The following is a 20,898-nucleotide window of genomic DNA, read 5'->3' as shown; positions in this document are numbered from 1 at the left end:
CCGGGCCTCGATGAGAAGACCATACGCGACATCTTCAAGAAGAAGGCTGAGTTCCTGGCGATTTGGCACCGCTTCGAGACACCCCGCTGCCTGGGTATCGACGAGCTGTACCTGAACCGGCGTTACCGCTGCATCCTGACCAACCTGGAAGAGCGCACCCTGTTGGACCTGTTGCCCGGTCGTCAGCAGGATGCGGTGACGAAGCGGCTCACGACGTCTCCGACCGCGAACGTCTCATCATGGAAACCTGGACGAGGGCCTTCCCCCAGCTCCTGGCAGCCTACGAGCACAAGGAGCAGTTCTACCACATCTGGGACTGTGCCACCCGGCGAGATGCTGAGAAGGCGCTGGCTGCCTGGATTGACGACATCCCGCAAGGGCAGAAGGAGGTCTGGAAGGAACTTGTCAGCGCCGTCAGCGGATGGCGTGAGGAGATGCTGACCTACTTCGAGACCGACATCCCGGTCACCAACGCCTTCACGGAGTCGATCAACCGGCTGGCCAAGGACAAGAACCGCGATGGCCGGGGCTACTCATTCGAGGTGATGCGGGCCCGGATGCTCTACACCACCAAGCACAAGAAGAAGGCGCCACAGACCAAGGAATCCCCCTTCCTGGGCAAGGCCACAATGACCTATAGCATGGGCCTCCCCGAGCCCGAGACGAACTACGGCATCGATCTATCAACCTTCTGGGAAGATTAAGATTTTTGGTGGCTCAGAAGGGGGCATCAACCACTTAATCCGGATACCCAAAAAAAGAAGAGGCCCCCGGTGCTTGGATTCCGGTGGATCAGCGGTAGCCGGCCATCAGCTCGCGAACCAGAGGCGTATCGGCGTCGCGCAGGGTGGGCAGCTCGAAGCGGGCCCGGGCGATCTGGGTACGCGACAGGGTGGCGGTGATCAGCATCTCGCGGTCCTCGGCCGCGGCGAGTACTTCGCCACGCGGGCCGAGGATGCGTGAGCCGCCCCAGAAATGGCTCTGGCCTTCGGGGCCATAGCGGTTGGCCATGATCACCGGGGTGCCGTAGGTCATGGCGTAGAAGCGCACGTTCAGCGCCCAATTCTGCTCGTTGGAGAAGTCGTCGCTGACGATGCCCGAGGCCGAGTTGATCGGCGCGCAGAGCACGGTGGGGCGGGGCAGCAGGGCGGCGTGGACGAGGCCTGGGTTCCACAGGTCGGCACAGATCAACTGGGTAGCCGACCAGCCGGGACGCACCGGGATGTGGGTGAGCTCGCTGCCATGGGTGAACCACTTGCCTTCCTCGAGCCCGCCATAGGTCGGCAGGTTGAGCTTGCGGTGCACGGCGACGATCTCGCCGTCCTGGAGGATGGCCAGGGCGTTGTAGTATTCGCCGGGGCTGGCCTCCTCGACAAGCCCCACCACCGTCTGCATCTCGCCACAGGCCTCGGCCAGCTGGCGCAGGCGCGGATCCGCCACGGGCATGGCGACCTGCATGACGGCGCTGCCCAGGCCATAGCCGGTCAGGGAGAGCTCTGGGAAGACCAGCAGCTCGACGCCGCGGCCGACGGCCTCATTGATGACTGCGAGGTGGCGGTCGAGGTTGGCGTCGACCTCGCTGAGGCCGGCGTTGACCTGGGCGGCGGCGACATGAAGCGAATCCTGATAGTGCATGATCGAGGCTCTCCTGACGGTAGCATTGGTCGGTGGCGGCGGCCGTGGTTCCATCAGCCCCGTGCCAGGGGGGAGGGGGGGGGGGCGAAGGCCGCCCGTAGGCGGCCTGCGTGCGGGGTGTCGGCGATGCCCGGTCGTTACAGCAGGTCGTTGTCCTCGAGAAACTGCTGAGCCACGTCCTCGATGGTCTCTCGCTCCACGTCGACCCGGGCGTTGAGGTCGGCCATGGTCTGGTCGTCGAGCAGACTGGAGAGGGCATTCATCTGCTCGGCCAGTTCCGGGTTGGCCTCCAGGGTTTCCTCGCGCACCACCGGGGTCAGGGCGTAGGCCGGGAAATAGTTCTGGTCGTCTTCCAGTACCTGGAAGTCGAAGGCCGGGATACGCCCGTCGGTGGCGAAGACCAGGCCCACATCGACCTGGCCGTCGCGCAGCGCCTGGTAGACCAGGCCGGAGTCCATGCGCTTGACGTCGGCGCGGTTGACGCGGAAGTCATAGGCCTGCTGCAGCGGTCGCCAGCCGTCCTCGCGGGCATAGAACTCGGCGTTCAGGGCGAAGGTCAGCTCCTCCCCCTCGTTGATCGCAGTGGCCAGGTCGGAGAGGGTTTCGATGCCGGTCTCCTCGACGGTCTCCTCACGCATGGCCAGGGCATAGGTGTTGTTGGCGTCGGATGGCTCCAGCCACACCAGGCCCTTCTCGGCATCGAGTTCCTTGACCCGCTGGTAGGTCGCCTCCGGGGAGAGCGACTCGGTGACGTCGTTGTAATTGATCAGCGAGGTCCCGGTGTATTCCCAGTAGAGGTCGATCTGGCCGTTCTCCTGAGCCTGACGCAGCACGGCGGAGCCCATGCCGGCGCGTGTCTCGACATCGTGGCCCAGGCCCTCGAGGTAGTGGGTGGTCATGCTGGCGAGTATCTGCTGCTCGGTGAAGTTCTTGCCGCCAACCACGATCTCCTCGGCCTGGGCGGTGGCCAGGGAACCGGCCAGGACCAGGCCGGACAGGGTTGTCATCAAGCGTTTCATGGATGCTTCTCCTCTTCTTGTTGCCGCTACCGGTGCTGCCGGGGGGCAGACTTGGGAACCGGTGTCGGGTGATTCAGGCGCGGGACGGATTCACCCCACGAGGCACCACCACGAAGGCGGTGGTAGAGACCAGGGCATCCACCACGATCGCCAGCAGCGCCGTGGGGATGGCCCCGGCCAGCATCATCACCGGGTCGTAGAGGTCGATGCCGGTGAAGATCAGCTCGCCGAGCCCGCCGGCGCCGATCAGAAAGGCCAGCGGCACGGTGCCCACGTTGATGGTCAGCGCGGTGCGGATGCCGGCGAAGATCACGTAGAGGGCGTTGGGCAGTTCCACCTTTAACAGGCGCTGGGCCGGCGACATGCCGATGCCCGCGGCGGCCTCCATCAGGGCTGGCGACACGCCCTTGAGGCCGGCATAGGTGTTGCGGGTGATCGGCAGCAGGGTGGCCACGAACAGGCCGAATACCGCCGGTACCGTGCCGATGCCCAAAAAGCTCATGGACAGCGCCAGCACCGCGAGCGTGGGGATGGTAGTGCCGACGTTGAGGATCTGCATGGCCGACTCGGCGAGATGCGCCATGCTGGGCCGGGACAGCGCGACACCCAGCGGGATGGCCACCAGGATGGCCAGGCCGCCGGAGATGGCGGTCAACCACAGGTGCTGTACGGCCAGGTACTGCACGTCGGGCAGGTAGAAGAGGAAATCGTCGATGACCCCGCTGGACTGGCTCCACACCCCGCCGAAGAAGATGGCGATAAACAGCAGGATGCGCAGGGCCCCTTTCAGACGCTGAATGGGCATCGGCTCACTCCTTGATTGCCGCGTCGGGGGTTGGGGTGTCGTCTTCCTGGGTGGGCCGGAAGCGCGAGCCCAGGTGGTGGGTCATGGCGCGCTGGGTGATCTGCCCGCAGACGCGGCCCTCATCGTCGACGCAGGGCAGCCAGGTGGTGTCCTGGGCGAACATCAGCGAGGCCACCTTGCGCAGGTCGTCATTCAGGGCCACCGTGGCCGGCACGTTCTGGAAGTGATCGCGGCAGTAGCCCTTGGTGGTCCGCGCCAGGGCCCGGGTGATCAGGCCCACCGGCTGGCGTTTGTCGTTGACCATCAGGATGGAATTCTGGTAGCCGAAGTCGTCGATCCTGGCCAGCGCCTGTTCCAGGGTGTCGCCGGGCCGCACCGTGCCGATCTCGTCGCTCACCACCTCGCGGACCTTGACCAGGTTGAGGCGCTTGAGCGCCCGGTCCTCGCCGAGGAAGGACTCGACGAAGGCGTTTTTGGGGGCGGCGAGCAGGTCGTCGGGCGTGGAGTACTGGACCAGGCGCCCCTCGCGGAACACCGCCACCCGGTCGCCCATCTTGATCGCCTCGTCGATGTCGTGGCTGACGAACATGATGGTCTTCTTGAGCGCCTGCTGCATCTTGAGGAACTCGTCCTGGATCACCGCCCGGTTGATCGGGTCGATGGCCCCGAACGGCTCGTCCATCAGCATCACGGGCGGGTCGGCGGCGAGCGCCCGGGCCACGCCGATGCGCTGCTGCTGGCCGCCGGAGAGCTCGCTGGGGTAGCGCTTGAGGAAGGCGTCCGGCTCCAGCGCGATCATGCGCATCAGCTCCCGGGCGCGCTCCTTGTACTTGGCCTTGTCCCAGCCCAGCAGTCTGGGCACCACCGTGATGTTCTCCTCGATGGTCATGTTGGGGAACAGGCCGATCTGCTGGATCACGTAGCCGATGCTGCGACGCAGGTCCTGGGTGTCCAGGTCGGTGGTGTCCTCGCCGTTGAGGAACACCTTGCCGGAGGTGGGGCGGATGATCCGGTTGACCATCTTCAGGGTGGTGGTCTTGCCGCAGCCGGAGGGGCCGAGCAGGATGCAGATCTCGCCGCTCGGGACCTCCATGCTGATGTGATCGGCGGCGGTGACCGCGCCCTTGGGGGTGTCGAAGACCTTGGTCAAGTTATCCAGTCGAATCATGCAGGGGGTCCTTGTCGATGAGACGGGGCGAGGCGCTCATGCCGTCTCGGCGGCGCGCTCCATGCCCTTGGGGGTCAGGCGTTTCTGGATGGCCAGCAGCGCGTAGTCGACGAGGATCGCCAGCAGGCTGACCGCGACGGCGCCGACGATCAGCTGGCGGGGGTCGGACTGCGAGATGCCACGGCTGATGAAGGTGCCCAGGCCCCCGGCCCCGATATAGGCGGCGATGGCCATCACGCCGATATTGAGCACCACCGCCGTGCGTACCCCGGCCATGATCACGGGGACTGCCAGCGGGATCTCGACCATGCGCAGGCGCTGGTTCTGGCTCATGCCGATGCCGCGGGCCGCCTCGCGCAGGGCCGGGTCGACGTTGTGGATGGCGGTGTAGGTGTTGCGGATGATCGGCAGCTGCGAGTAGAGCAGCACGGCGATTACCGCCGGCAGGTAGCCGATGCCCTGGCCGATTAGCGAGAGCACCGGGATCATAATGCCGAACAGGGCGATGGACGGGATCGTGACGATGATCGAGGCCACGTAGAGCACGGCCTTGGCCAGGCGTTCGTTCTTGGTGATGGCGATGCCGATGGGCACGCCGGTGAGGGTGGCGATGCCCACGGCGACCCCGACCAGGGCGATATGTTCGATGGTTCGCGACGTCAGCAGGTCAAGGTTATCCAGCGCGTACTGAATCAGTTCCAAATCATGTCTCCTTTCGAGCCTGGTCCCTTGGCAAGCATAGCCGGGCGCCGGTGCCGTGACGGCCGAGGATGGGCGGTTCGCCGGAAGGAACAGGAACGTCGTATGCCCCGTGAGAAGCGAAGCAGCATAGCAGAGCTGGTTATGCAATTGTTTTTACGGGCATGACGATGCGAAATGCCAAGAATTTGGGGAGCTCATGCATGCCGGCCACGCATCTCGGCGATTTGTACATGATAGCCTATGAAAATGAGAATGATTGCTTTTATTGATGCTAACGGTGGCGAACGTGCGGTGATCGTGGGGGGTTCTCGCATCTTGTGGGTGGTAGGGCTTCACATCAAAGTGATACAGGACTAAAATGGTCCCCAATCGAACGGAAGGGGCATGGTCCCCGGGAGTCGGCCTTGTTGAAGCTTTCTCGTCTGACCGACTATGCGGCGGTGGTGATGGCGCAGATCGCCCGTCACCCCGAGCAACCGCATGCCGCGGCGGACCTTGCCGAGGCGGTACAGCTGCCGTACCCGACGGTCAGCAAGACCCTGAAGATGCTGGTGCGCGCCGGCCTTCTGGAGTCGCGCCGCGGTGCCCAGGGCGGCTACTCCCTGGCTCGGCCGGCATCCAGGATCACCGCCAGCGACATCATTGCGGCCATCGAGGGGCCCGTGGCGATGACCGAGTGCAGCCAGGCCGAGGGAGACTGTGATCTGGTCGCGACCTGCGGGGTCTCCGACAACTGGCAGCGGGTTTCGCTGGCGGTGCGCACCCTGCTCGACAGCGTGACCCTGGCTCACCTGGCCGACACCACCCCCATCAAGCTGCCGGTGCAGCTGCCCATACAGAGCGTGAGCCTGGCCGCCGAGGCCTGATCACCTTCGGAATCACTACCCGAGGCGAGCCCCGCTCGCTGACCCAACCAGCCCGGGAGGGGACAACATCATGGCAAGTCAGGAAATGGAACAGCTTGTCCGTCGCGAATACAAGGAAGGTTTCGTGACCGACATCGAGAGCGATACGGTACCGCCGGGTCTGGACGAGAGCACCATCGCCTTCATCTCCCACAAGAAGGGCGAACCCGAATGGATGCTGGAATGGCGCCTCAAGGCCTATCACCAGTGGCTGAAGATGACGCCGCCCTCCTGGGCGCACCTCGACTACCCGCCGATCGACTACCAGGCCATCTCCTACTATAGCGCGCCCAAGCGTGACGAGGATCGTCCCCAGAGCCTCGATGAGGTCGACCCCAAGCTGCTCGAGACCTACGAGAAGCTGGGCATTCCGCTGCACGAGCGGGCGGCCCTGGCCGGCGTGGCGGTGGACGCGGTCTTCGACTCCGTCTCGGTGACCACCACCTTCAAGGAGAAGCTCCACGAGGCGGGAGTGATCTTCTGTTCCATCTCCGAGGCGATTCGCGACTACCCGGAACTGGTCAAACAGTACCTGGGCAGCGTGGTGCCCCAGGGCGACAACTACTTCGCGGCGCTCAACTCGGCGGTCTTCACCGACGGCTCCTTCGTGTTCGTGCCGGAAGGCGTGACCTGCCCCATGGAGCTGTCCACCTACTTCCGCATCAACGCCGCCAATACCGGCCAGTTCGAGCGTACCCTGATCATCTGCGAGAGCCGTGCCCAAGTCTCCTACCTGGAGGGCTGCACCGCCCCCCAGCGCGACGAGAACCAGCTGCACGCGGCGGTGGTCGAGCTGGTGGCGCTGGAAGACGCCTCCATCAAGTACTCCACGGTGCAGAACTGGTATCCCGGTGACGAGGACGGCAAGGGCGGCATCTACAACTTCGTCACCAAGCGCGGCGACTGCCGCGGTGATCGTTCCCACATCAGCTGGACCCAGGTCGAGACCGGTTCCGCCATCACCTGGAAGTACCCGTCCTGCGTGCTGCGCGGCCGTGACAGCATCGGCGAGTTCTATTCCGTGGCGGTGACCAACGGCCGCCAGCAGGCCGACACCGGGACCAAGATGATCCATATCGGCGAGGGGACCCGTTCCACCATCGTCTCCAAGGGCATCTCCGCCGGTCGCGCCGACCAGTCCTACCGCGGTCTGGTCAAGATCGGCCCGCGGGCCAAGGGCGCGCGCAACTTCACCCAGTGCGACTCGTTGCTGATCGGCGATCAGTGCGGTGCCCATACCTTCCCCTATCAGGAGATCGGCAACAGCACCGCCACCGTGGAGCACGAAGCGACCACCTCCAAGATCGGCGAGGATCAGCTGTTCTACTGCCAGAGCCGGGGGATCTCCGAGGAGGACGCGGTGAACATGATCGTCAACGGCTTCTGCAAGGACGTCTTCCAGGAGCTGCCGATGGAGTTCGCCGTGGAGGCCGAGGCCCTCCTAAACGTCACCCTCGAGGGTGCGGTGGGCTAAAGGTCTCAGCTGGGATCGATAACCGAATTTACCGATGCCGCGGGGCGGCGCGAAACGAATCAAGGTGTCACACATGCTCGAAGTCAAGGATCTGCACGTCACGGTCGAGGGTTCCGAGATCCTCAAGGGCCTCACCCTGACCATCAACGCCGGGGAGGTCCACGCCATCATGGGCCCCAACGGGGCCGGCAAGTCGACCCTCTCGGCGGTCATCGCCGGCAAGGACGGCTACGAGGTCACCCAGGGCACGGTCACCTTCGAGGGCCAGGACGTGCTCGAGATGGAGATCGAGGAGCGGGCACGCAAGGGCCTGCTGCTGGGCTTCCAGTACCCGGTGGAGATTCCCGGGGTGAAGAACATCTACCTGCTCAAGGCGGCGCTCAACGCCAAGCGCGAGGCCGAGGGCCTGGGCGAGATCCCGGCGCCGGAGTTCATGAAGCTGATCAAGGAGAAGGTGGCGTTCATGAAGATGGACACCAGCTTCCTGCAGCGCGCCGTCAACGAGGGCTTCTCCGGCGGCGAGAAGAAGCGTAACGAGATCCTGCAGATGCTGGTCCTCCAGCCACGCCTGGCGATGCTCGACGAGATCGACTCCGGCCTCGACATCGACGCTATGAAGGTGGTCGCCGATGGCGTCAACTCACTGCGCGCCGAGGATCGGGCCATCCTGCTGGTGACCCACTACCAGCGCCTGCTCGACTATATCGTGCCCGACCGGGTGCATGTGCTGGTGGATGGCCGCATCGTCAAGAGCGGCGATGCCGAGCTGGCCCGCGAGCTCGAGGCTCGCGGCTACGACTGGGTGCTGGAGGAAACCGCAGCATGAGCGATGTGCAACGCTTTCTCGATCGTCTCGCCGAGCGCAATGCCCAGCGTGGGCTCGAGCCGACCTGGATCGCCGCGCGGCGCCAGGCCGGGGCCGCGCGCTTCGAGGCGCTGGGCTTCCCCAATCGCCGTGTCGAGGCTTGGAAGTACACCGATGTACGCGCCATCGCCACGGGTGACTTCACCCTGGCCAGGGACGCCGAGTTCTCCCCGGCCACGGCGGCGACGCTGACGCTGCCCCTCGAGGCATACCGCCTGACCTTCGTGGATGGCGTGTTCGCCCCGGCCCTGTCGGACTTGGATGACCTGCCCGAGGGCGTTGCGCTGATGCCGCTCTCCGCGGCGCTGGCGGAGAATCACGAGGCCGTGGGCGGACCGCTGGGGCGGCTGACCGGGGTCGAGTTCTCGCCCTTCGCCGCCCTCAATACCGCCTTCATGGAAGAGGGCGCCGTGGTCCGCCTGGCGCCGCGTACCGTGGTAAAGAAACCCATCATCCTGCAGTTCCTGTCCCGGGCCGGTGAGCAGGCGGTGATGAGCCACCCGCGCATCCTCATCGAGGCCGGCAGTCGCAGCGAAGCCACCGTGATTGAGCATCACGTGGGTGAGGCCGAGGCCGCCAACTTCACCAACCTGGTGGAGGAGGTCTTCCTGGAGCGTGGCGCGATCCTCACCCACTACAAGCTGCAGGAGGCCCCCCACCAGGACCTGCACGTGGCCAGCATTCATGTGGAACAGGCCCGCGACAGTCGCTACACCTCCTTCAACCTGAACCTGGGCGGCGGCCTGGTACGTAACGATCTGGTGACCGAACTCGATGGCCAAGGCGCCGAGGCCCACTTCAATGGCCTGTTCTATGGCCAGGGCCGCCAGCATGTGGACAACCATACACTGGCCAACCACAACGCACCGCGCACCTTCTCGAACGAGAACTACAAGGGCATCCTCGACGATCGCGCCCATGGCGTGTTCAACGGCAAGGTGGTGGTCAAGCGGGACAGCCAGCAGATCGAGGGCTTCCAGAGCAACGCCAACCTGCTGCTCTCGGACCGGGCGCACATCGATGCCAAGCCCGAACTCGAGATCTATGCCGACGATGTCAAATGCTCCCATGGCACCACCACCGGTCAGCTCGACGAGGAGGCGGTGTACGCCCTGCGTACCCGCGGCATCGACGAACAGACCGCGCGGGGGCTGCTGACCCTGGCCTTCGCCGGCGAGGTACTCGAGCAGGTGGGGCTCGATGTCGTCGCCGAACGGGTCGAGCTGGCGGTGGCCGGCAAGCTGCCGGAGCGTTTCAATCTGGCGGGGCTGGTGGAAGCCGCCGTTGCCCTCAGCGAGGACTGAATCATGGCCAACTTCAGCGATCTGCTGCTCGATGTGTGCCGAGTCCGTCGCGACTTCCCGATCCTCGATCGGGAGGTCCACGGCAAGCCACTGGTGTATCTCGACAACGCCGCCACCAGCCAGACCCCGCGGCAGGTGATCGAGGTGTTCGACGACTACTATGGCCGCTACAACGCCAACATCCATCGTGGCCTGCATACCCTGGCCGACGAAGCCACCGCGGCCTTCGAGGGGACCCGCGAGACGGTGCGGGCTTTCCTGAATGCCGCCGAGACCCGCGAGATCGTCTTCACCCGGGGCACCACCGAGGCCATCAACCTGGTGGTCAATGCCTGGGGACGCGCGAACCTGGGACCCGGTGACGAGGTGTTGGTCTCGCGTCTCGAGCATCACTCCAATATCGTGCCCTGGCAGCTGCTGGCCCGCGAGCTCGGTTTCACGATCAAGGTGATCCCGGTGGACGAGCGTGGTGTGCTGGACCAGGCGGCCTACCGTGATCTCTTCACCGAGCGCACCCGGCTGGTGGCGGTGAATCATGTGTCCAACGCCTTCGGCACCCGCAATCCGGTGGCCGAGATGGCACGCGTCGCCCACGAGCACGGGGCGCGGATTCTGGTCGACGGGGCCCAGGCCGCGCCGCACCAGACCCTCGACGTGCGCGCCATCGATGCCGACTTCTATACCTTTTCCGGTCACAAGGCCTATGGGCCCACCGGAGCGGGCGTCCTCTACGGTAAGGCCGAGCTGCTCGAGGCCATGCCCCCCTGGCAGGGCGGCGGCGAGATGATCAAGACGGTCTCCTTCGAAGCACCGACTACCTTTGCCGACATTCCCCACAAGTTCGAGGCTGGTACCCCGGCCATCGCCGAGGTGATTGCCCTGGGCCGTGCGCTTGAGTGGGTGAGCGAGATCGGCCTCGAGCTGATCGGCGCCTGGGAAGGCCGCCTGCTCGAGCATGCCACCGAGGGGGTGCAACGCATTGAGGGGCTGCGGATCCTGGGCACGGCCCCGGACAAGGTCGGCGTGCTCTCCTTCGTGGTCGACGGGGCCCATGCCCAGGATATCGGCCTGTTGATCGACCAGCTGGGCGTGGCGATCCGCACCGGCCACCATTGTGCCCAGCCGCTGCTCTCGTCATTCGGCGTGGACGCCACCTGCCGCGCTTCTTTCGCCGCCTACAACACCCCGGAGGAGGTCGATGTCTTCGTCGACGGCCTCGAGCGGGTGGTGGCGATGCTGCGTTGAATGGACCCGGGAGTGACATGAGCGACATCGAGCAGATCGCCCATCTGGAAAAGGGCCAGACGTTGCCGCTGCAGCGTGACGTGGACGCTATCTCCATCCCCTTCGGCAAGACGGTGACGCTGGCCGAGGACAGCATCGTCAGCGTCATGCAGGCCAAGGGGAGTTCGGTCAGCGTCGGTTTCGAGGGCCGACTCTACCTGATCGAGGGCCGCAATCTGGATGCCTTGGGCCTCGAGGCACTACCGCGCCCGACCCTGCCGGAGGATGCCTCGGAGGAAGCGATCGAGCAGTTCGTCTGGGACCAGCTGCGCACCTGCTACGACCCCGAGATCCCGGTCAATATCGTCGATCTGGGACTGGTTTACGGCTGTCGCATCGAGCGACTGATCAGCGGCGAACGCATCGTCACCATCCGCATGACCCTCACGGCCCCCGGTTGCGGGATGGGCGACGTCATCGCCGCCGATGCCCGCAACAAGATCCTCGGCGCGCCGCAGATCCGTCAGGTGCACACCGAGATCGTCTTCGATCCGCCCTGGAGTCGTGAGATGATGAGCGACGAGGCCAAGCTCGAGCTGGGCATGTTCTGACTGGCTATCGCTGGCGGTTGGGTCGGGGAGCGCCATGCGCCTGCCATTCTGGAAGGTCTTCAAGGGAATCCTGATGTCGCTGGGGGCGCTCGCGCTCTTGGCGACATTACTGTTCGCGGGGGCCAACCTGTGGGTCATCGGGGCGACGCGCGAGCGGATCGAGCATGACCTGGCGTCCTGCCGGCCCGAACGGGTGGGCATTGTCTTCGGCACCTCCCGCTGGACTCGCAGCGGCCATCGCAATCCCCATTTCGAGGGCCGCATGATCGCGGCCCACGAGCTGCTTCGCCTGGGACGCGTCGACCACCTGCTGCTCTCGGGGGACAACCGTACACGCTACTACAACGAGCCGGTGGCCATGTGGCGGGACCTGCGTGGTCGCCAGGTGCGCGACGAGGACATGACCCTGGACTACGCGGGGTTCAGTACCTTCGATACCCTGGCCCGGGCCCGTGACGTCTTCGGGGTCGAACGGGCGCTACTGGTCACCCAGGCGTGGCACCTGCCTCGAGCGCTGTTCATCGCCGAGGCGCTGGGGCTCGAGGCCTCGGGCTGCGTCGCCCCCGAGCGGCCGGTGACCAGCCTGTGGCGGCTAAAGGCGAGAGAGTGGGTGGCGCGAGTGGGGACCCTGGGAGATCTCTACCTGTGGCAGCGTGAGCCACACTTCCTGGGGCCGCAGGAGCCGCTGGAGATCATGCCGTCGGGGCTGCCCAACGTGGATGTCAGCGCTTCTGGTGCTGCTTCTGCAGGCGATACAGCTCGCGGATCAACGACCGGCACCCCTTCCAGCACTCCTCGGTGACTGGCTCGATGGGGTCGGGCAGGGGGTGGGTGAACAGGGTCGAGAGCGCCTGCATCAGCACGCGCTCCTGTTCGAGCAACTCGTTGATCAGCACCAGGCTATCGTTGCCGACGAAGCTCTTCAGGCGGCTCCATAGCCACATATAGTCGTCGCGCTCGACATCGGCATCACGGGGGAGGAGGTCAAGATGGGTTCGCGCCAGTTCCTGAAGCTGGCGCAGCGACGTGGCCCGGGCCTCGTAGTGGGGCTTCAGGGTGTCGCGCAGCGACGGATTCAGGCGCTCGAGGTTGTCCTGGAAGTAATCGAGGCTGTCGGCCAGGGCTTCCAGCACGTTGTCCATCGCCACCTGGCGATTGTCGAGAAACATGGGTGGTCACCTCCTGCGGTGACGCCGATTGTGGGGGTGTCGCCTGGCTTTTGCCAGTCCTGGCGGGCAAATATTTGCCGGATTCCTCTTAGCCTTTGGGCTTGGGGGGCGTCTTGCGCCGAGGGGCGGCGTTCTTCTCGAGGTGCTCGATGATCAGTCCGGCGATGTCCCTGCCGGTGGCGGTCTCGATGCCCTGTAGGCCGGGTGAGGAGTTCACCTCCATGATCACCGGCCCGTGGTTGGAGCGCAGCAGGTCGACCCCTGCGACCCGTAGGCCCATGGCCTTGGCGGCACGGATGGCCGTGGAGCGTTCCTCGGGGGTAATGCGGATCACGCTGGCACTGCCGCCGCGATGCAGGTTGGAGCGGAACTCGCCATCGGCCGCCTGGCGCTTCATTGACGCTACCACCTTGTCGCCGATCACCAGGCAGCGGATGTCGGCGCCCCGGGCCTCCTTGATGTACTCTTGGACCATGATGTTGGCCTTCATGCCCATGAAGGCCTGGATCACCGACTCCGCGGCCTGGTTGGTCTCGGCCAGCACCACGCCGATGCCTTGGGTGCCCTCCAGCAGCTTGATGACCAGGGGGGCGCCGCGGACCATGGTGATCAGGTCGGGAATGTCGTCCGGGGAGTGGGCGAAGCCGGTGATCGGCAGGCCCAGCCCCTTGCGAGAGAGCAACTGCAGTGAGCGCAGCTTGTCCCGGGAGCGGGTGATGGACACATTGTCGTTGAGCACATAGGTGCCCATCATCTCGAACTGGCGCAGCACCGCACAGCCGTAGAAGGTGATCGAGGCCCCGATCCGCGGGACCACCGCGTCGAAGGGCTCGAGCTCCTGGCCCTTGTAATGCATCGAGGGATGATGGGAAGCGATGCTCATGTAGCAGCGCAGCGTATCCACCACCCGGGCGGTGTGGCCCCGGGCCTCGGCGGCCTCGATCAGACGGCGAGTGGAGTAGAGGTTGCGGTTACGGGACAGCAGCGCGATATGCATGTCGGGACTCCAGGCCGGGCGGATGGAAATGGGCGAAGGGGTCAGGGCTCGCCGTGCAGGAAGGCGGCACCGGGGGCCACCAGCAGGCGGCGCAGGGCACGCCGGCCCAGCAGCATGGGGTGGCGCATGTTGCGACGATCGGCGAGAGTCAGCTCGACGGGAAACTCCAGCTTGCCCAGCTGCAAGGGCGTGCGGATGACATAGCGCCACTCGGCCTGGCCGTTGGAACTGGTCACCCGGCGGCGGTCGTGTAGATGCAGACGGAAGACATGGGCCGGGCTGGCAGGACCGCCACTGCGGGTGGTGAAGCTAACCCAGAGGTGGCCATCCTCTTCAAAGGACTCGATGTCCTCGGCATGCAGCGACGAAGTGCGCGCGCCGGTGTCGGCCTTGGCGCAGAGCGTCAAGTGCAGCTCCGGAAGCGTCACCATCTCGCGGCGGCCGATCACCGCCTTGGCCTGGTAGGGCAGCTCCTTCATGGGTCTCCTCCCTTGCGCAGCGTGACTCAGCGCCCCAGCTCGCTCAGACGACGAGCGATGGCGGTATCCGCAGGGGCCTCGCGAAGCGTCATCAGCACCGGCAGACGCAGCCGCGGAATCAGGGCCAGATCGCGGACCAGGTTCATGAAGTCCGCCCGGGGCTCTTCGGCCAGCCGGGCCAGGAAGCGCGGCAGGCGTTCGGCATCTTCAAGGTGCTGCCAGCCGCGGGCAGCGATGGCGGCCAGCAGGTCCGGACCACAGGTCTCGGGGTCGTCGAGCAGGGTGTCGAACCAGGGACCGGCCATGTGGGTGTCGGCGCCGGCGACGGCCCGCACGCAGGCACAGAAGGCCTCGATATCGCCGGTCTCGGCGGCCGCCTCACCCCGGGCGCGCAGGGCCTTGGCCAGGCCCTCGGGGATCGCCACATGTTCCAGACAGTAGCACAGCGAGGTGAGGACCTCGCCAGGCAGGGCCGGCAGGCGTGCCGCCAGGCGGCTGGCCTGGTCGGCCTCCATGCGCACCGCGAAATCGGCCAGGCCCTGCAGCCCCAGGGCGCGCCAGTCCAGCGCCTGCTGCCCCTCCAGGTAGGCCTCCGCCGGCTCCAGGTGCTGGCTCGCCGGATGGCCCAGGTCGAGGCTCGCCCGGGCGTGCAGCACGGCCTGGAAGGGCATCGAGGGTGTGAAGACCAGGGGGTTGTCCTTCATCAGGTTGTCGATTTGCTCGCCGTCCTCGCGGCCCAGGCCCCGGACGTTGCGGCCCAGCGTCTCGAGCAACCGCTGCAGGAAGGCGTCCCGCGGGGCCGGGTCGAGCCGGCCCTGTTCGTCTAGCGGCAAGGCCAGAAACCAGATCAGCGGATCCTCGAGTTCACCGACGCGAAACACCATGGCCAGGCGGGCCTTACCCTGCCAGGGCTGTGGCCAAGGTTGCTCGCCGCTTTCCAGGGCCGCCAGGGTGGCGAGCTCGCAGGGCGTGACGCGACGGCCCAGATGGTAGAGCCTAACCTCGGCTCCGCTGCGAACGAAGAAGTCGTGAAGGCTGTCGATCGGCTGCATGCTGTCTCCCCACTCTCGGACCGTGCACTCTACCGCGGCACTCACGTCCTGTCAGCCCGCCAGATGAGCGGTGCTCGGTGGGGGGTGGTCAATTCCTGACCAGTTGCCGCCGGGGCCCATGGCGACGGCGGATGGAGTATCTTTCCAAGGCTTATCCACAGGGACGTTCAGGATATCTGTGAATGAACCCCCTGCGGGCTCCGGCTATCGTAGGCATAATCGATGCCTATTGGCCGTGAACCGGGATTTCCTCTATCTTGCGTGGAAAAAACGGAATATAAAATCCATTTTTTATTCCATATGACTCTTTATCCTCAGTGGAGGCACCCGCTATGTTACGTTCCCTTGCTCTGACGATGCTGTCTGCCAGCGCCATCGCCTTCGCCGGCAACGCCCCGGCTCAGGAAGAGCCCCTCAAGGTTGGCATGTCCGGCGGCTATTTTCCTTTTACCTTCGTTGAGCAGGATACCCTCAAGGGCTTCGAGGTCGACGTCATGGAAGCGGTGGCCGAGGAGATGGACACCGAGGTGGAATTCGTGACCGCCAACTTCTCTGGCCTGTTCGGCATGCTCGAGTCCGGCCGCATCGACACCATCGCCAACCAGATCACCATCACCGAGGAGCGCCAGGCGAAGTACGTCTTCACCCAGCCCTACGTGTATGACGGCGCCCAGGTGGTGGTCAAGGCCGGCAACGAGACCATCGACGGCATCGAGGACTTGCGTGGCAAGACCGTGGCGGTGAACCTGGGGTCCAACTACGAACAGCTGCTGCGCGAGTTGCCCTACGCCGATGAGATCGATATCCGCACCTACGAGAGCAATATCGAGCAGGACACCGCCCTGGGTCGCGTCGATGCCTTCGTCATGGACCGGGTCAGCGCCAGCCAGGTGATCCAGGAAAAGCCCTTGCCCCTGCAGCTTGCCGGCCAGCCGTTCTCCGAGATCCGCAACGCCCTGCCGTTCCGCGACACCGAAGCCGGCCGGACCCTGCGAGACCGGGTCGACGAGGCGCTCTCCGCGCTGCGCGAGGACGGCACCCTGGCCGAGATCTCCGAGCGCTGGTTCGGCACCGACATTACCCGTCCCTGAGGAGCCCAGGCGCCCGACATGAGCGTGCTCGATTTCGACTACATGCTGGGGCTGGTGCCCATCCTGCTCGGTTACCTGCCCCTGACGCTGGGCATGGCGATGGCGGGCATGGTGCTGGCCCTGGTACTGGCCTGCGGCCTGGCGGTGATCCGGGTGCTGGGGATTCCGGGGCTGAACGGCGTGACCCTGCTGTTCATCTCCTTCTTTCGCGGCACCCCGCTGCTGGTCCAGCTGTTCCTGTTCTACTACGGGCTGCCCCAGGTAGTGGCCTTCCTCACCCAGATCGACGGCATCACCGCCACCATCATGGGGCTGACGCTGCACTTCGCCGCCTACATGGCGGAGTCGATCCGTGCCGCCATCGTCGGGGTGGATCGCAGCCAGACCGAGGCGGCGCTGTCGATCGGCATGACCAACGGTCAGCTGATGCGCCGCATCGTGTTGCCCCAGGCCACGCGAGTGGCGGTGCCGACCCTGATGAACTACTTCATCGACATGATCAAGGCCACCTCTCTGGCCTTCACCCTGGGGGTCACCGAGCTGATGGGTGCCACCCAGAAGGAGGCTGCCGGCAGTTTCCTGTATTTCGAGGCCTTCATCACGGTAGCGGTGATCTACTGGCTGATCGTCGAGCTGCTGGCCTGGGGGCAGCGTCGCCTGGAGGTTCGGCTCAATGAGGCGTATCGCCGATGATCAAGGTCACCAATCTCGTCAAGCGTTTCGGCGACACCACCGTGCTCGATGGCATCGACCTGTCGATCGAGCAGGGCGAGATCATTGTGGTGATCGGGCCCTCGGGGACCGGCAAGTCGACCCTGTTGCGCTGCCTGAACTTCCTGGAGCGCCCCGACGCGGGTCATCTGACCCTCGGCGACCTGGACGTCGATGTCACCCGCGCGACCCGTGCCGAGATCCTGGCGGCGCGGCGGCGCACGGCTTTCGTGTTCCAGAACTATGCGCTGTTCGCCAACAAGACGGCGCTTCAGAACATCGCCGAGGGGCTGATCGTGGTCAACCGCTGGCCCAAGGCCAAGGCCCATGCCCGGGCGAGAGAGATCCTCGAGCGCATCGGCCTGGCCGACAAGGCCGATGCCTACCCGGCGTCGTTGTCCGGCGGCCAGCAGCAGCGGGTCGGCATCGGACGGGCCATGGCGGCTCAGGCCGAGGTGATCCTGTTCGACGAGCCGACGTCCTCGCTGGACCCCGAATGGGTCGAGGAGGTCCTGGCGCTGATGAAGCAGCTCGCTGCCGAGCGCCAGACCATGCTGGTGGTCACCCACGAGATGGGCTTCGCCCGGGACGTGGCCGATCGGGTGATTTTCATGGAGGGCGGGCGTATCGTCGAGCAGGGGCCCCCGTCCCGGCTCTTCGGGGCGCCCCGCGATCCCCGGACCCGTGACTTCCTGCGCAAGGTGCTGGCCGCTGCGCCTGCCATCCCGTCCTCCTGAGCCGGGGTTGGCCCTCGGCACGTCCAGGCGGGATAATGAAGCCACAGACCGACCGGAGTGACATTCCATGAGCGTACACGAGGAACTCGATCAGGCCCTGCGCGAACTCGAATCCACCATGAAGGCGGCCGACATGTGGCGCATGGAGCGTCCCGAGCCCGAGGCCTTCGACAGTCCCCAGCCATTCTGCATCGACACCATGGCGTTGCCCCAGTGGCTGCGTTTCGTGTTTATCGCCCGGCTGGAGGCGCTGGTGGAGGCCCGCGCACCGATGCCCGCGACCTGCGACGTGGCGCCTGCGGTGGAGGCCTACCTGACCCAGGAAGGTGCCCGGGCCAGCGACCGTCTGCTGATGTGCAAGGTGGTCGAGCACATCGATCGCCTGGTCACCGAGAACTGAGGTGCCGATGCTGTACTATTTCGCCTATGGCAGTAATATGAACCCGGCCCGGGTCGAGGCCCGCATCGGCAGCACCCGCCGCGCGCTGCCCGGGGTGTTGGCCGATCACGAACTGCGCTTCGACAAGGCCTCCCGGGTGGCCGGCATCAGCCATGCCAACGTGGTACCGTCCCCGGGGAAACGTGTCGAGGGGGCGCTCTTCGAGTTGCAGGAAGCGCAGCAGATCCACCGGATGGACCCCTTCGAGGGCTACCCCCACGACTACGATCGCCATCGCCTGCCGATCCACACTGGCCATGGACCCATCGAGGCCTGGGTCTATATCGCCACGCCCGGCACCACCGCGGCGGCACTGCGACCGGCCCGGGAATATCTTGCCCACCTGCTGGCCGGCGAGGTCTTCCTGAGCCCGGCCTATCATGCCCGCCTGAGCGAGGTCGAGGCGGTGCACGGCCTGGATGACGCCACCCTGGCTGCGCTGGGGCTGTCTCGCCACACGCCGCGCTAAGTGTCATGAGGGGCAGGCAACGTCTCAGAAGCGGAAGCTGAGGCCGGCCATCACCACCACCGGGTCGATTTCGACCTCGCCGGCTTCGTTGTCACCGATGGTGATATCGGAGTCGATATCCAGGTACCAGGCGGCGGCGTTCAGCGCCCAGTGCTCGTCGATCAGCAGGTCGACGCCGAGCTGGCCGGCGGCGCCCCAGGAATCATCGAACTCGACGGACAGTGGCGCATCCAGCGATTCGTCATCGAAGCGGGTGTAGTTGACGCCGATACCGGCATAGGGCTGAACACGCGCCTCGGTGCTGCCGAGCGGATAGTACTGAACGGTCAGGGTCGGCGGCAGGTGCTCGACAGACCCCCCGGTGACGCCTTCGACCTGGAAGTTATGGTCGAAGGGCTCGGCAGCCAGCAGTTCCACGCCCAGCTTGTCGGTGAAGCGGTAACCCAGGGTGAAGGCAAAGGCACTGTCGTCATCCACGTCGACATCGACCCCGCCCAGGATGTCACCGTTGTCGCTCTTGGGCTCGACCTTGGCCACCCCGACCCGGGTGTAGAGATCTCCCACTCCATAGGCCAGGGCTTGGGTGCTGGCGACACTCGCGATGGCGCCGAGTCCGGCGATCAGCAGGATAGACAGCTTGGGCTTGCGCATGACGGGTCTCCTCGTGGATCGGGCGGCGAGCCGCCGTAAGTGTGGAGACGAGTCTACGCAGGAGCTTGCAGGCGACTCTTGATCTAGCGCAATGGGCCGTGGCGGTCGTCTTGATGGGGATCAAGAAAAACGACGCCGGGCCGAGACCCGGCGTCTGACGTGGGGGAGACGACTCAGAAGCGCAAGGTCAGGACTCCACCGATCGTCGTCGGATCCACTTCCGCCTCACCGATGTCGGTGCCGCCGACCGACACATCGGCGTCTACATCGGCGTATCTCGCGAAGGCACCGACGAGCAGGTAGTCGGTCACCGCCAAGTCCACGCCGACCTGGCCGGCGGCACCGTAGGACTCATCGACGTCCAGGCCAGCCAGCTCCTCCTCGGAGAAGTGCGTGTAGTTGAGCCCCGCACCCACATAGGGCTGGACACGAGACGGGGTGCCCCCGAGCGGATAATAGTTGAGCATCAGGTTGAGCGGCATGCGCTCCACACTGCCGATGCCGGCGCCGCCGAGGGCCAGATCATGCTCGACGGGCTCGGTGCCGTTGAGCTCGATGCCCAGCTTGTCGTGGAACTGGTAGCCCAGCCCATAGGAGTAGCCGCGCTCGTCGGAGATGTCCAGATCCGCGCCGGCTACGCGGCCGTTGTCATCGGTGACCTCGGTCTTGGCCACGCCACCCCGACCATAGATATCCCCGGCTTGGTAGGCCATGGCGGTCTGGGTGGCGACAACGCCGGCAGTGGCGAGGGCGGCAGCGGTCATAAGGCGCATCGTTTTCATGGGAGTCCTCCCTGTGTCATCCAAGGTGCCGGCAGCGAGATTCGGCGCCGGCGCATCGCTGATCATGATCATAGCGAACAGCGTTTCTAAAGGTCTTGTAGAATTTTCCTATGACACTAATAGGAAAAGATACGCGTTTTATATGGTGGGAACGAAGATAGTCTAGCCCTGTTTTGTAAGGTTTGTACAATTTTTCATATTTCATACACGGTGCCTCGCCGGCTGGCCGGGTTTCGGCTTCACTGAAGGGAAACGTTGTGCATGGAGCCACCGATATGGTCGACAGGACGCTTTTCGCCGGGTCTCGTCCCGGCCTGCTGGAACGACCACTGACCATGCTGCTGCTGGCGGCGGGGATCGCCATCTGGTTGCTGCTGCGGCCCGAGACCCTCCAGGCATTGCCGCTGGCCTGGCGCGTGCCGTTGATCGGGTTCGGGGTCTGGGCCCTGGGAATGGCCTTCGCGCGCCCTCTCACGCTGGGTGTCGGCAGGGGGTGGCTATGGCGCCAGGCGAGAGCGTCCTGGAGTCGACTGACCCTGTGGGGATTCGCGCTGGTGATCGTGGTGCTCGAAGTCCGGGCTTGAACCCGGAAACGCGAAAAGCCGCCCG

The 20,898-nt window shown here is 65.3% G+C and carries 24 protein-coding genes and 1 pseudogene; 14 read left to right on the top strand and 11 right to left on the bottom strand.

The genetic code is table 11. The features are described 5' to 3' along the window. Positions 1-3: 3 nt before the first annotated feature. A pseudogene (locus tag FHR94_RS05285) lies at positions 4-704 on the top strand (ISL3 family transposase); the annotation flags it as partial. Between the two features lie 88 nt (positions 705-792). Here FHR94_RS05285 and FHR94_RS05280 read toward each other — a convergent pair. The 5 genes from FHR94_RS05280 to FHR94_RS05260 all read right to left on the bottom strand — a co-directional run bounded on the left by FHR94_RS05280 (position 793) and on the right by FHR94_RS05260 (position 5,329). Continuing rightward, a complete protein-coding gene (locus tag FHR94_RS05280) occupies positions 793-1,635 on the bottom strand; it encodes a nitrilase-related carbon-nitrogen hydrolase (RefSeq protein WP_183324585.1) in 843 nt (280 codons plus the stop codon). A 137-nt stretch (positions 1,636-1,772) separates the two neighbouring features. Beyond that, the gene (locus FHR94_RS05275) at positions 1,773-2,654 is read right to left on the bottom strand and encodes a glycine betaine ABC transporter substrate-binding protein (protein ID WP_183324584.1); all 882 of its coding nucleotides are present in this window, start codon (positions 2,652-2,654) and stop codon (positions 1,773-1,775) included. A 73-nt stretch (positions 2,655-2,727) separates the two neighbouring features. After that, on the bottom strand, positions 2,728-3,459 hold the full coding sequence (locus tag FHR94_RS05270) for an ABC transporter permease (protein WP_183324583.1): 732 nt from the start codon (positions 3,457-3,459) through the stop codon (positions 2,728-2,730). Positions 3,460-3,463: 4 nt separating this feature from the next. Continuing rightward, positions 3,464-4,627 carry an ABC transporter ATP-binding protein gene (locus FHR94_RS05265; protein ID WP_183324582.1) on the bottom strand — a complete coding sequence of 388 codons (1,164 nt, stop codon included), beginning with the start codon at positions 4,625-4,627 and terminating at the stop codon, positions 3,464-3,466. A 36-nt stretch (positions 4,628-4,663) separates the two neighbouring features. Next, complete coding sequence (locus FHR94_RS05260) at positions 4,664-5,329, bottom strand: ABC transporter permease (protein WP_183324581.1); 666 nt, start codon at positions 5,327-5,329, stop codon at positions 4,664-4,666. A gap of 404 nt (positions 5,330-5,733) precedes the next feature. Between FHR94_RS05260 and FHR94_RS05255 the strand changes: the two genes are divergently transcribed. From FHR94_RS05255 to FHR94_RS05225, 7 genes are all read left to right on the top strand, one after another. Further along, complete coding sequence (locus FHR94_RS05255; protein WP_183324580.1) at positions 5,734-6,195, top strand: SUF system Fe-S cluster assembly regulator; 462 nt, start codon at positions 5,734-5,736, stop codon at positions 6,193-6,195. A gap of 70 nt (positions 6,196-6,265) precedes the next feature. After that, on the top strand, positions 6,266-7,708 hold the full coding sequence (sufB, locus tag FHR94_RS05250; RefSeq protein ID WP_183324579.1) for a Fe-S cluster assembly protein SufB: 1,443 nt from the start codon (positions 6,266-6,268) through the stop codon (positions 7,706-7,708). Between the two features lie 73 nt (positions 7,709-7,781). Continuing rightward, entirely contained in the window at positions 7,782-8,534 is a 753-nt protein-coding gene (gene sufC / locus FHR94_RS05245; protein WP_183324578.1) for a Fe-S cluster assembly ATPase SufC, read from the top strand. Beyond that, a complete protein-coding gene (gene sufD, locus FHR94_RS05240) occupies positions 8,531-9,877 on the top strand; it encodes a Fe-S cluster assembly protein SufD (protein ID WP_183324577.1) in 1,347 nt (448 codons plus the stop codon). Before sufC ends, sufD begins: the two co-directional genes overlap by 4 nt. Positions 9,878-9,880: 3 nt before the next feature. After that, positions 9,881-11,122 carry an aminotransferase class V-fold PLP-dependent enzyme gene (locus FHR94_RS05235; RefSeq protein ID WP_183324576.1) on the top strand — a complete coding sequence of 414 codons (1,242 nt, stop codon included), beginning with the start codon at positions 9,881-9,883 and terminating at the stop codon, positions 11,120-11,122. Positions 11,123-11,139: 17 nt separating this feature from the next. Next, positions 11,140-11,712, top strand: a complete 573-nt coding sequence (gene sufT / locus FHR94_RS05230) for a putative Fe-S cluster assembly protein SufT (RefSeq protein WP_183324575.1) — start codon at positions 11,140-11,142, stop codon at positions 11,710-11,712. Between the two features lie 34 nt (positions 11,713-11,746). After that, on the top strand, positions 11,747-12,514 hold the full coding sequence (locus tag FHR94_RS05225; protein WP_246389835.1) for a SanA/YdcF family protein: 768 nt from the start codon (positions 11,747-11,749) through the stop codon (positions 12,512-12,514). Here the strand turns inward: FHR94_RS05225 and FHR94_RS05220 are convergent. The 4 genes from FHR94_RS05220 to FHR94_RS05205 form a co-directional block, all read right to left on the bottom strand. Next, positions 12,435-12,881 carry a hypothetical protein gene (locus tag FHR94_RS05220; RefSeq protein ID WP_183324574.1) on the bottom strand — a complete coding sequence of 149 codons (447 nt, stop codon included), beginning with the start codon at positions 12,879-12,881 and terminating at the stop codon, positions 12,435-12,437. The two genes, FHR94_RS05225 and FHR94_RS05220, sit on opposite strands and share 80 nt — an antisense overlap. An 88-nt stretch (positions 12,882-12,969) precedes the next feature. Beyond that, positions 12,970-13,878, bottom strand: coding sequence for a 30S ribosomal protein S6--L-glutamate ligase (rimK, locus tag FHR94_RS05215; protein WP_183324573.1), 909 nt, complete (start codon positions 13,876-13,878; stop codon positions 12,970-12,972). A 41-nt stretch (positions 13,879-13,919) separates the two neighbouring features. Further along, positions 13,920-14,357 carry an ATP-dependent zinc protease family protein gene (locus FHR94_RS05210; protein ID WP_183324572.1) on the bottom strand — a complete coding sequence of 146 codons (438 nt, stop codon included), beginning with the start codon at positions 14,355-14,357 and terminating at the stop codon, positions 13,920-13,922. A gap of 26 nt (positions 14,358-14,383) precedes the next feature. Then, positions 14,384-15,409, bottom strand: a complete 1,026-nt coding sequence (locus FHR94_RS05205; protein WP_183324571.1) for a DUF3549 family protein — start codon at positions 15,407-15,409, stop codon at positions 14,384-14,386. A 332-nt stretch (positions 15,410-15,741) separates the two neighbouring features. On the opposite strand from FHR94_RS05205, the gene FHR94_RS05200 reads away from it, so the two are divergent. The 5 genes from FHR94_RS05200 (at position 15,742) to FHR94_RS05180 (ending at position 18,856) form a co-directional block, all read left to right on the top strand. Further along, the gene (locus tag FHR94_RS05200) at positions 15,742-16,500 is read left to right on the top strand and encodes an amino acid ABC transporter substrate-binding protein (protein WP_183324570.1); all 759 of its coding nucleotides are present in this window, start codon (positions 15,742-15,744) and stop codon (positions 16,498-16,500) included. Positions 16,501-16,518: 18 nt separating this feature from the next. Further along, the gene (locus FHR94_RS05195; RefSeq protein WP_183324569.1) at positions 16,519-17,193 is read left to right on the top strand and encodes an amino acid ABC transporter permease; all 675 of its coding nucleotides are present in this window, start codon (positions 16,519-16,521) and stop codon (positions 17,191-17,193) included. Continuing rightward, positions 17,190-17,948 carry an amino acid ABC transporter ATP-binding protein gene (locus FHR94_RS05190; protein ID WP_183324568.1) on the top strand — a complete coding sequence of 253 codons (759 nt, stop codon included), beginning with the start codon at positions 17,190-17,192 and terminating at the stop codon, positions 17,946-17,948. The genes FHR94_RS05195 and FHR94_RS05190 overlap by 4 nt, the downstream gene beginning before the upstream one ends. A 67-nt stretch (positions 17,949-18,015) precedes the next feature. Next, complete coding sequence (locus tag FHR94_RS05185) at positions 18,016-18,348, top strand: YqcC family protein (RefSeq protein WP_183324567.1); 333 nt, start codon at positions 18,016-18,018, stop codon at positions 18,346-18,348. A 7-nt stretch (positions 18,349-18,355) separates the two neighbouring features. Beyond that, on the top strand, positions 18,356-18,856 hold the full coding sequence (locus FHR94_RS05180) for a gamma-glutamylcyclotransferase family protein (RefSeq protein ID WP_183324566.1): 501 nt from the start codon (positions 18,356-18,358) through the stop codon (positions 18,854-18,856). 24 nt (positions 18,857-18,880) lie between these two features. Here FHR94_RS05180 and FHR94_RS05175 read toward each other — a convergent pair whose 3' ends face one another. Together FHR94_RS05175 and FHR94_RS05170 are read right to left on the bottom strand one after the other, a co-directional pair. After that, entirely contained in the window at positions 18,881-19,507 is a 627-nt protein-coding gene (locus tag FHR94_RS05175; RefSeq protein WP_183324565.1) for an OmpW/AlkL family protein, read from the bottom strand. A 173-nt stretch (positions 19,508-19,680) separates the two neighbouring features. Next, positions 19,681-20,289 (bottom strand): OmpW/AlkL family protein, encoded by a 609-nt coding sequence (locus FHR94_RS05170; RefSeq protein ID WP_183324564.1) that lies wholly within the window; start codon positions 20,287-20,289, stop codon positions 19,681-19,683. Positions 20,290-20,564: 275 nt separating this feature from the next. Here FHR94_RS05170 and FHR94_RS05165 point away from each other — a divergent pair, with 275 nt between their 5' ends. Then, positions 20,565-20,873: a hypothetical protein gene (locus tag FHR94_RS05165; protein WP_183324563.1), complete on the top strand. Its 309-nt coding sequence runs from the start codon at positions 20,565-20,567 to the stop codon at positions 20,871-20,873. Positions 20,874-20,898 lie beyond the last annotated feature (25 nt).

The organism is Halomonas cerina, from assembly GCF_014192215.1.
Taxonomy (GTDB): domain Bacteria; phylum Pseudomonadota; class Gammaproteobacteria; order Pseudomonadales; family Halomonadaceae; genus Halomonas; species Halomonas cerina.
Note: the sequence above shows the minus strand (reverse complement) of the source record. Positions and strands in the feature narration are given on the sequence as shown.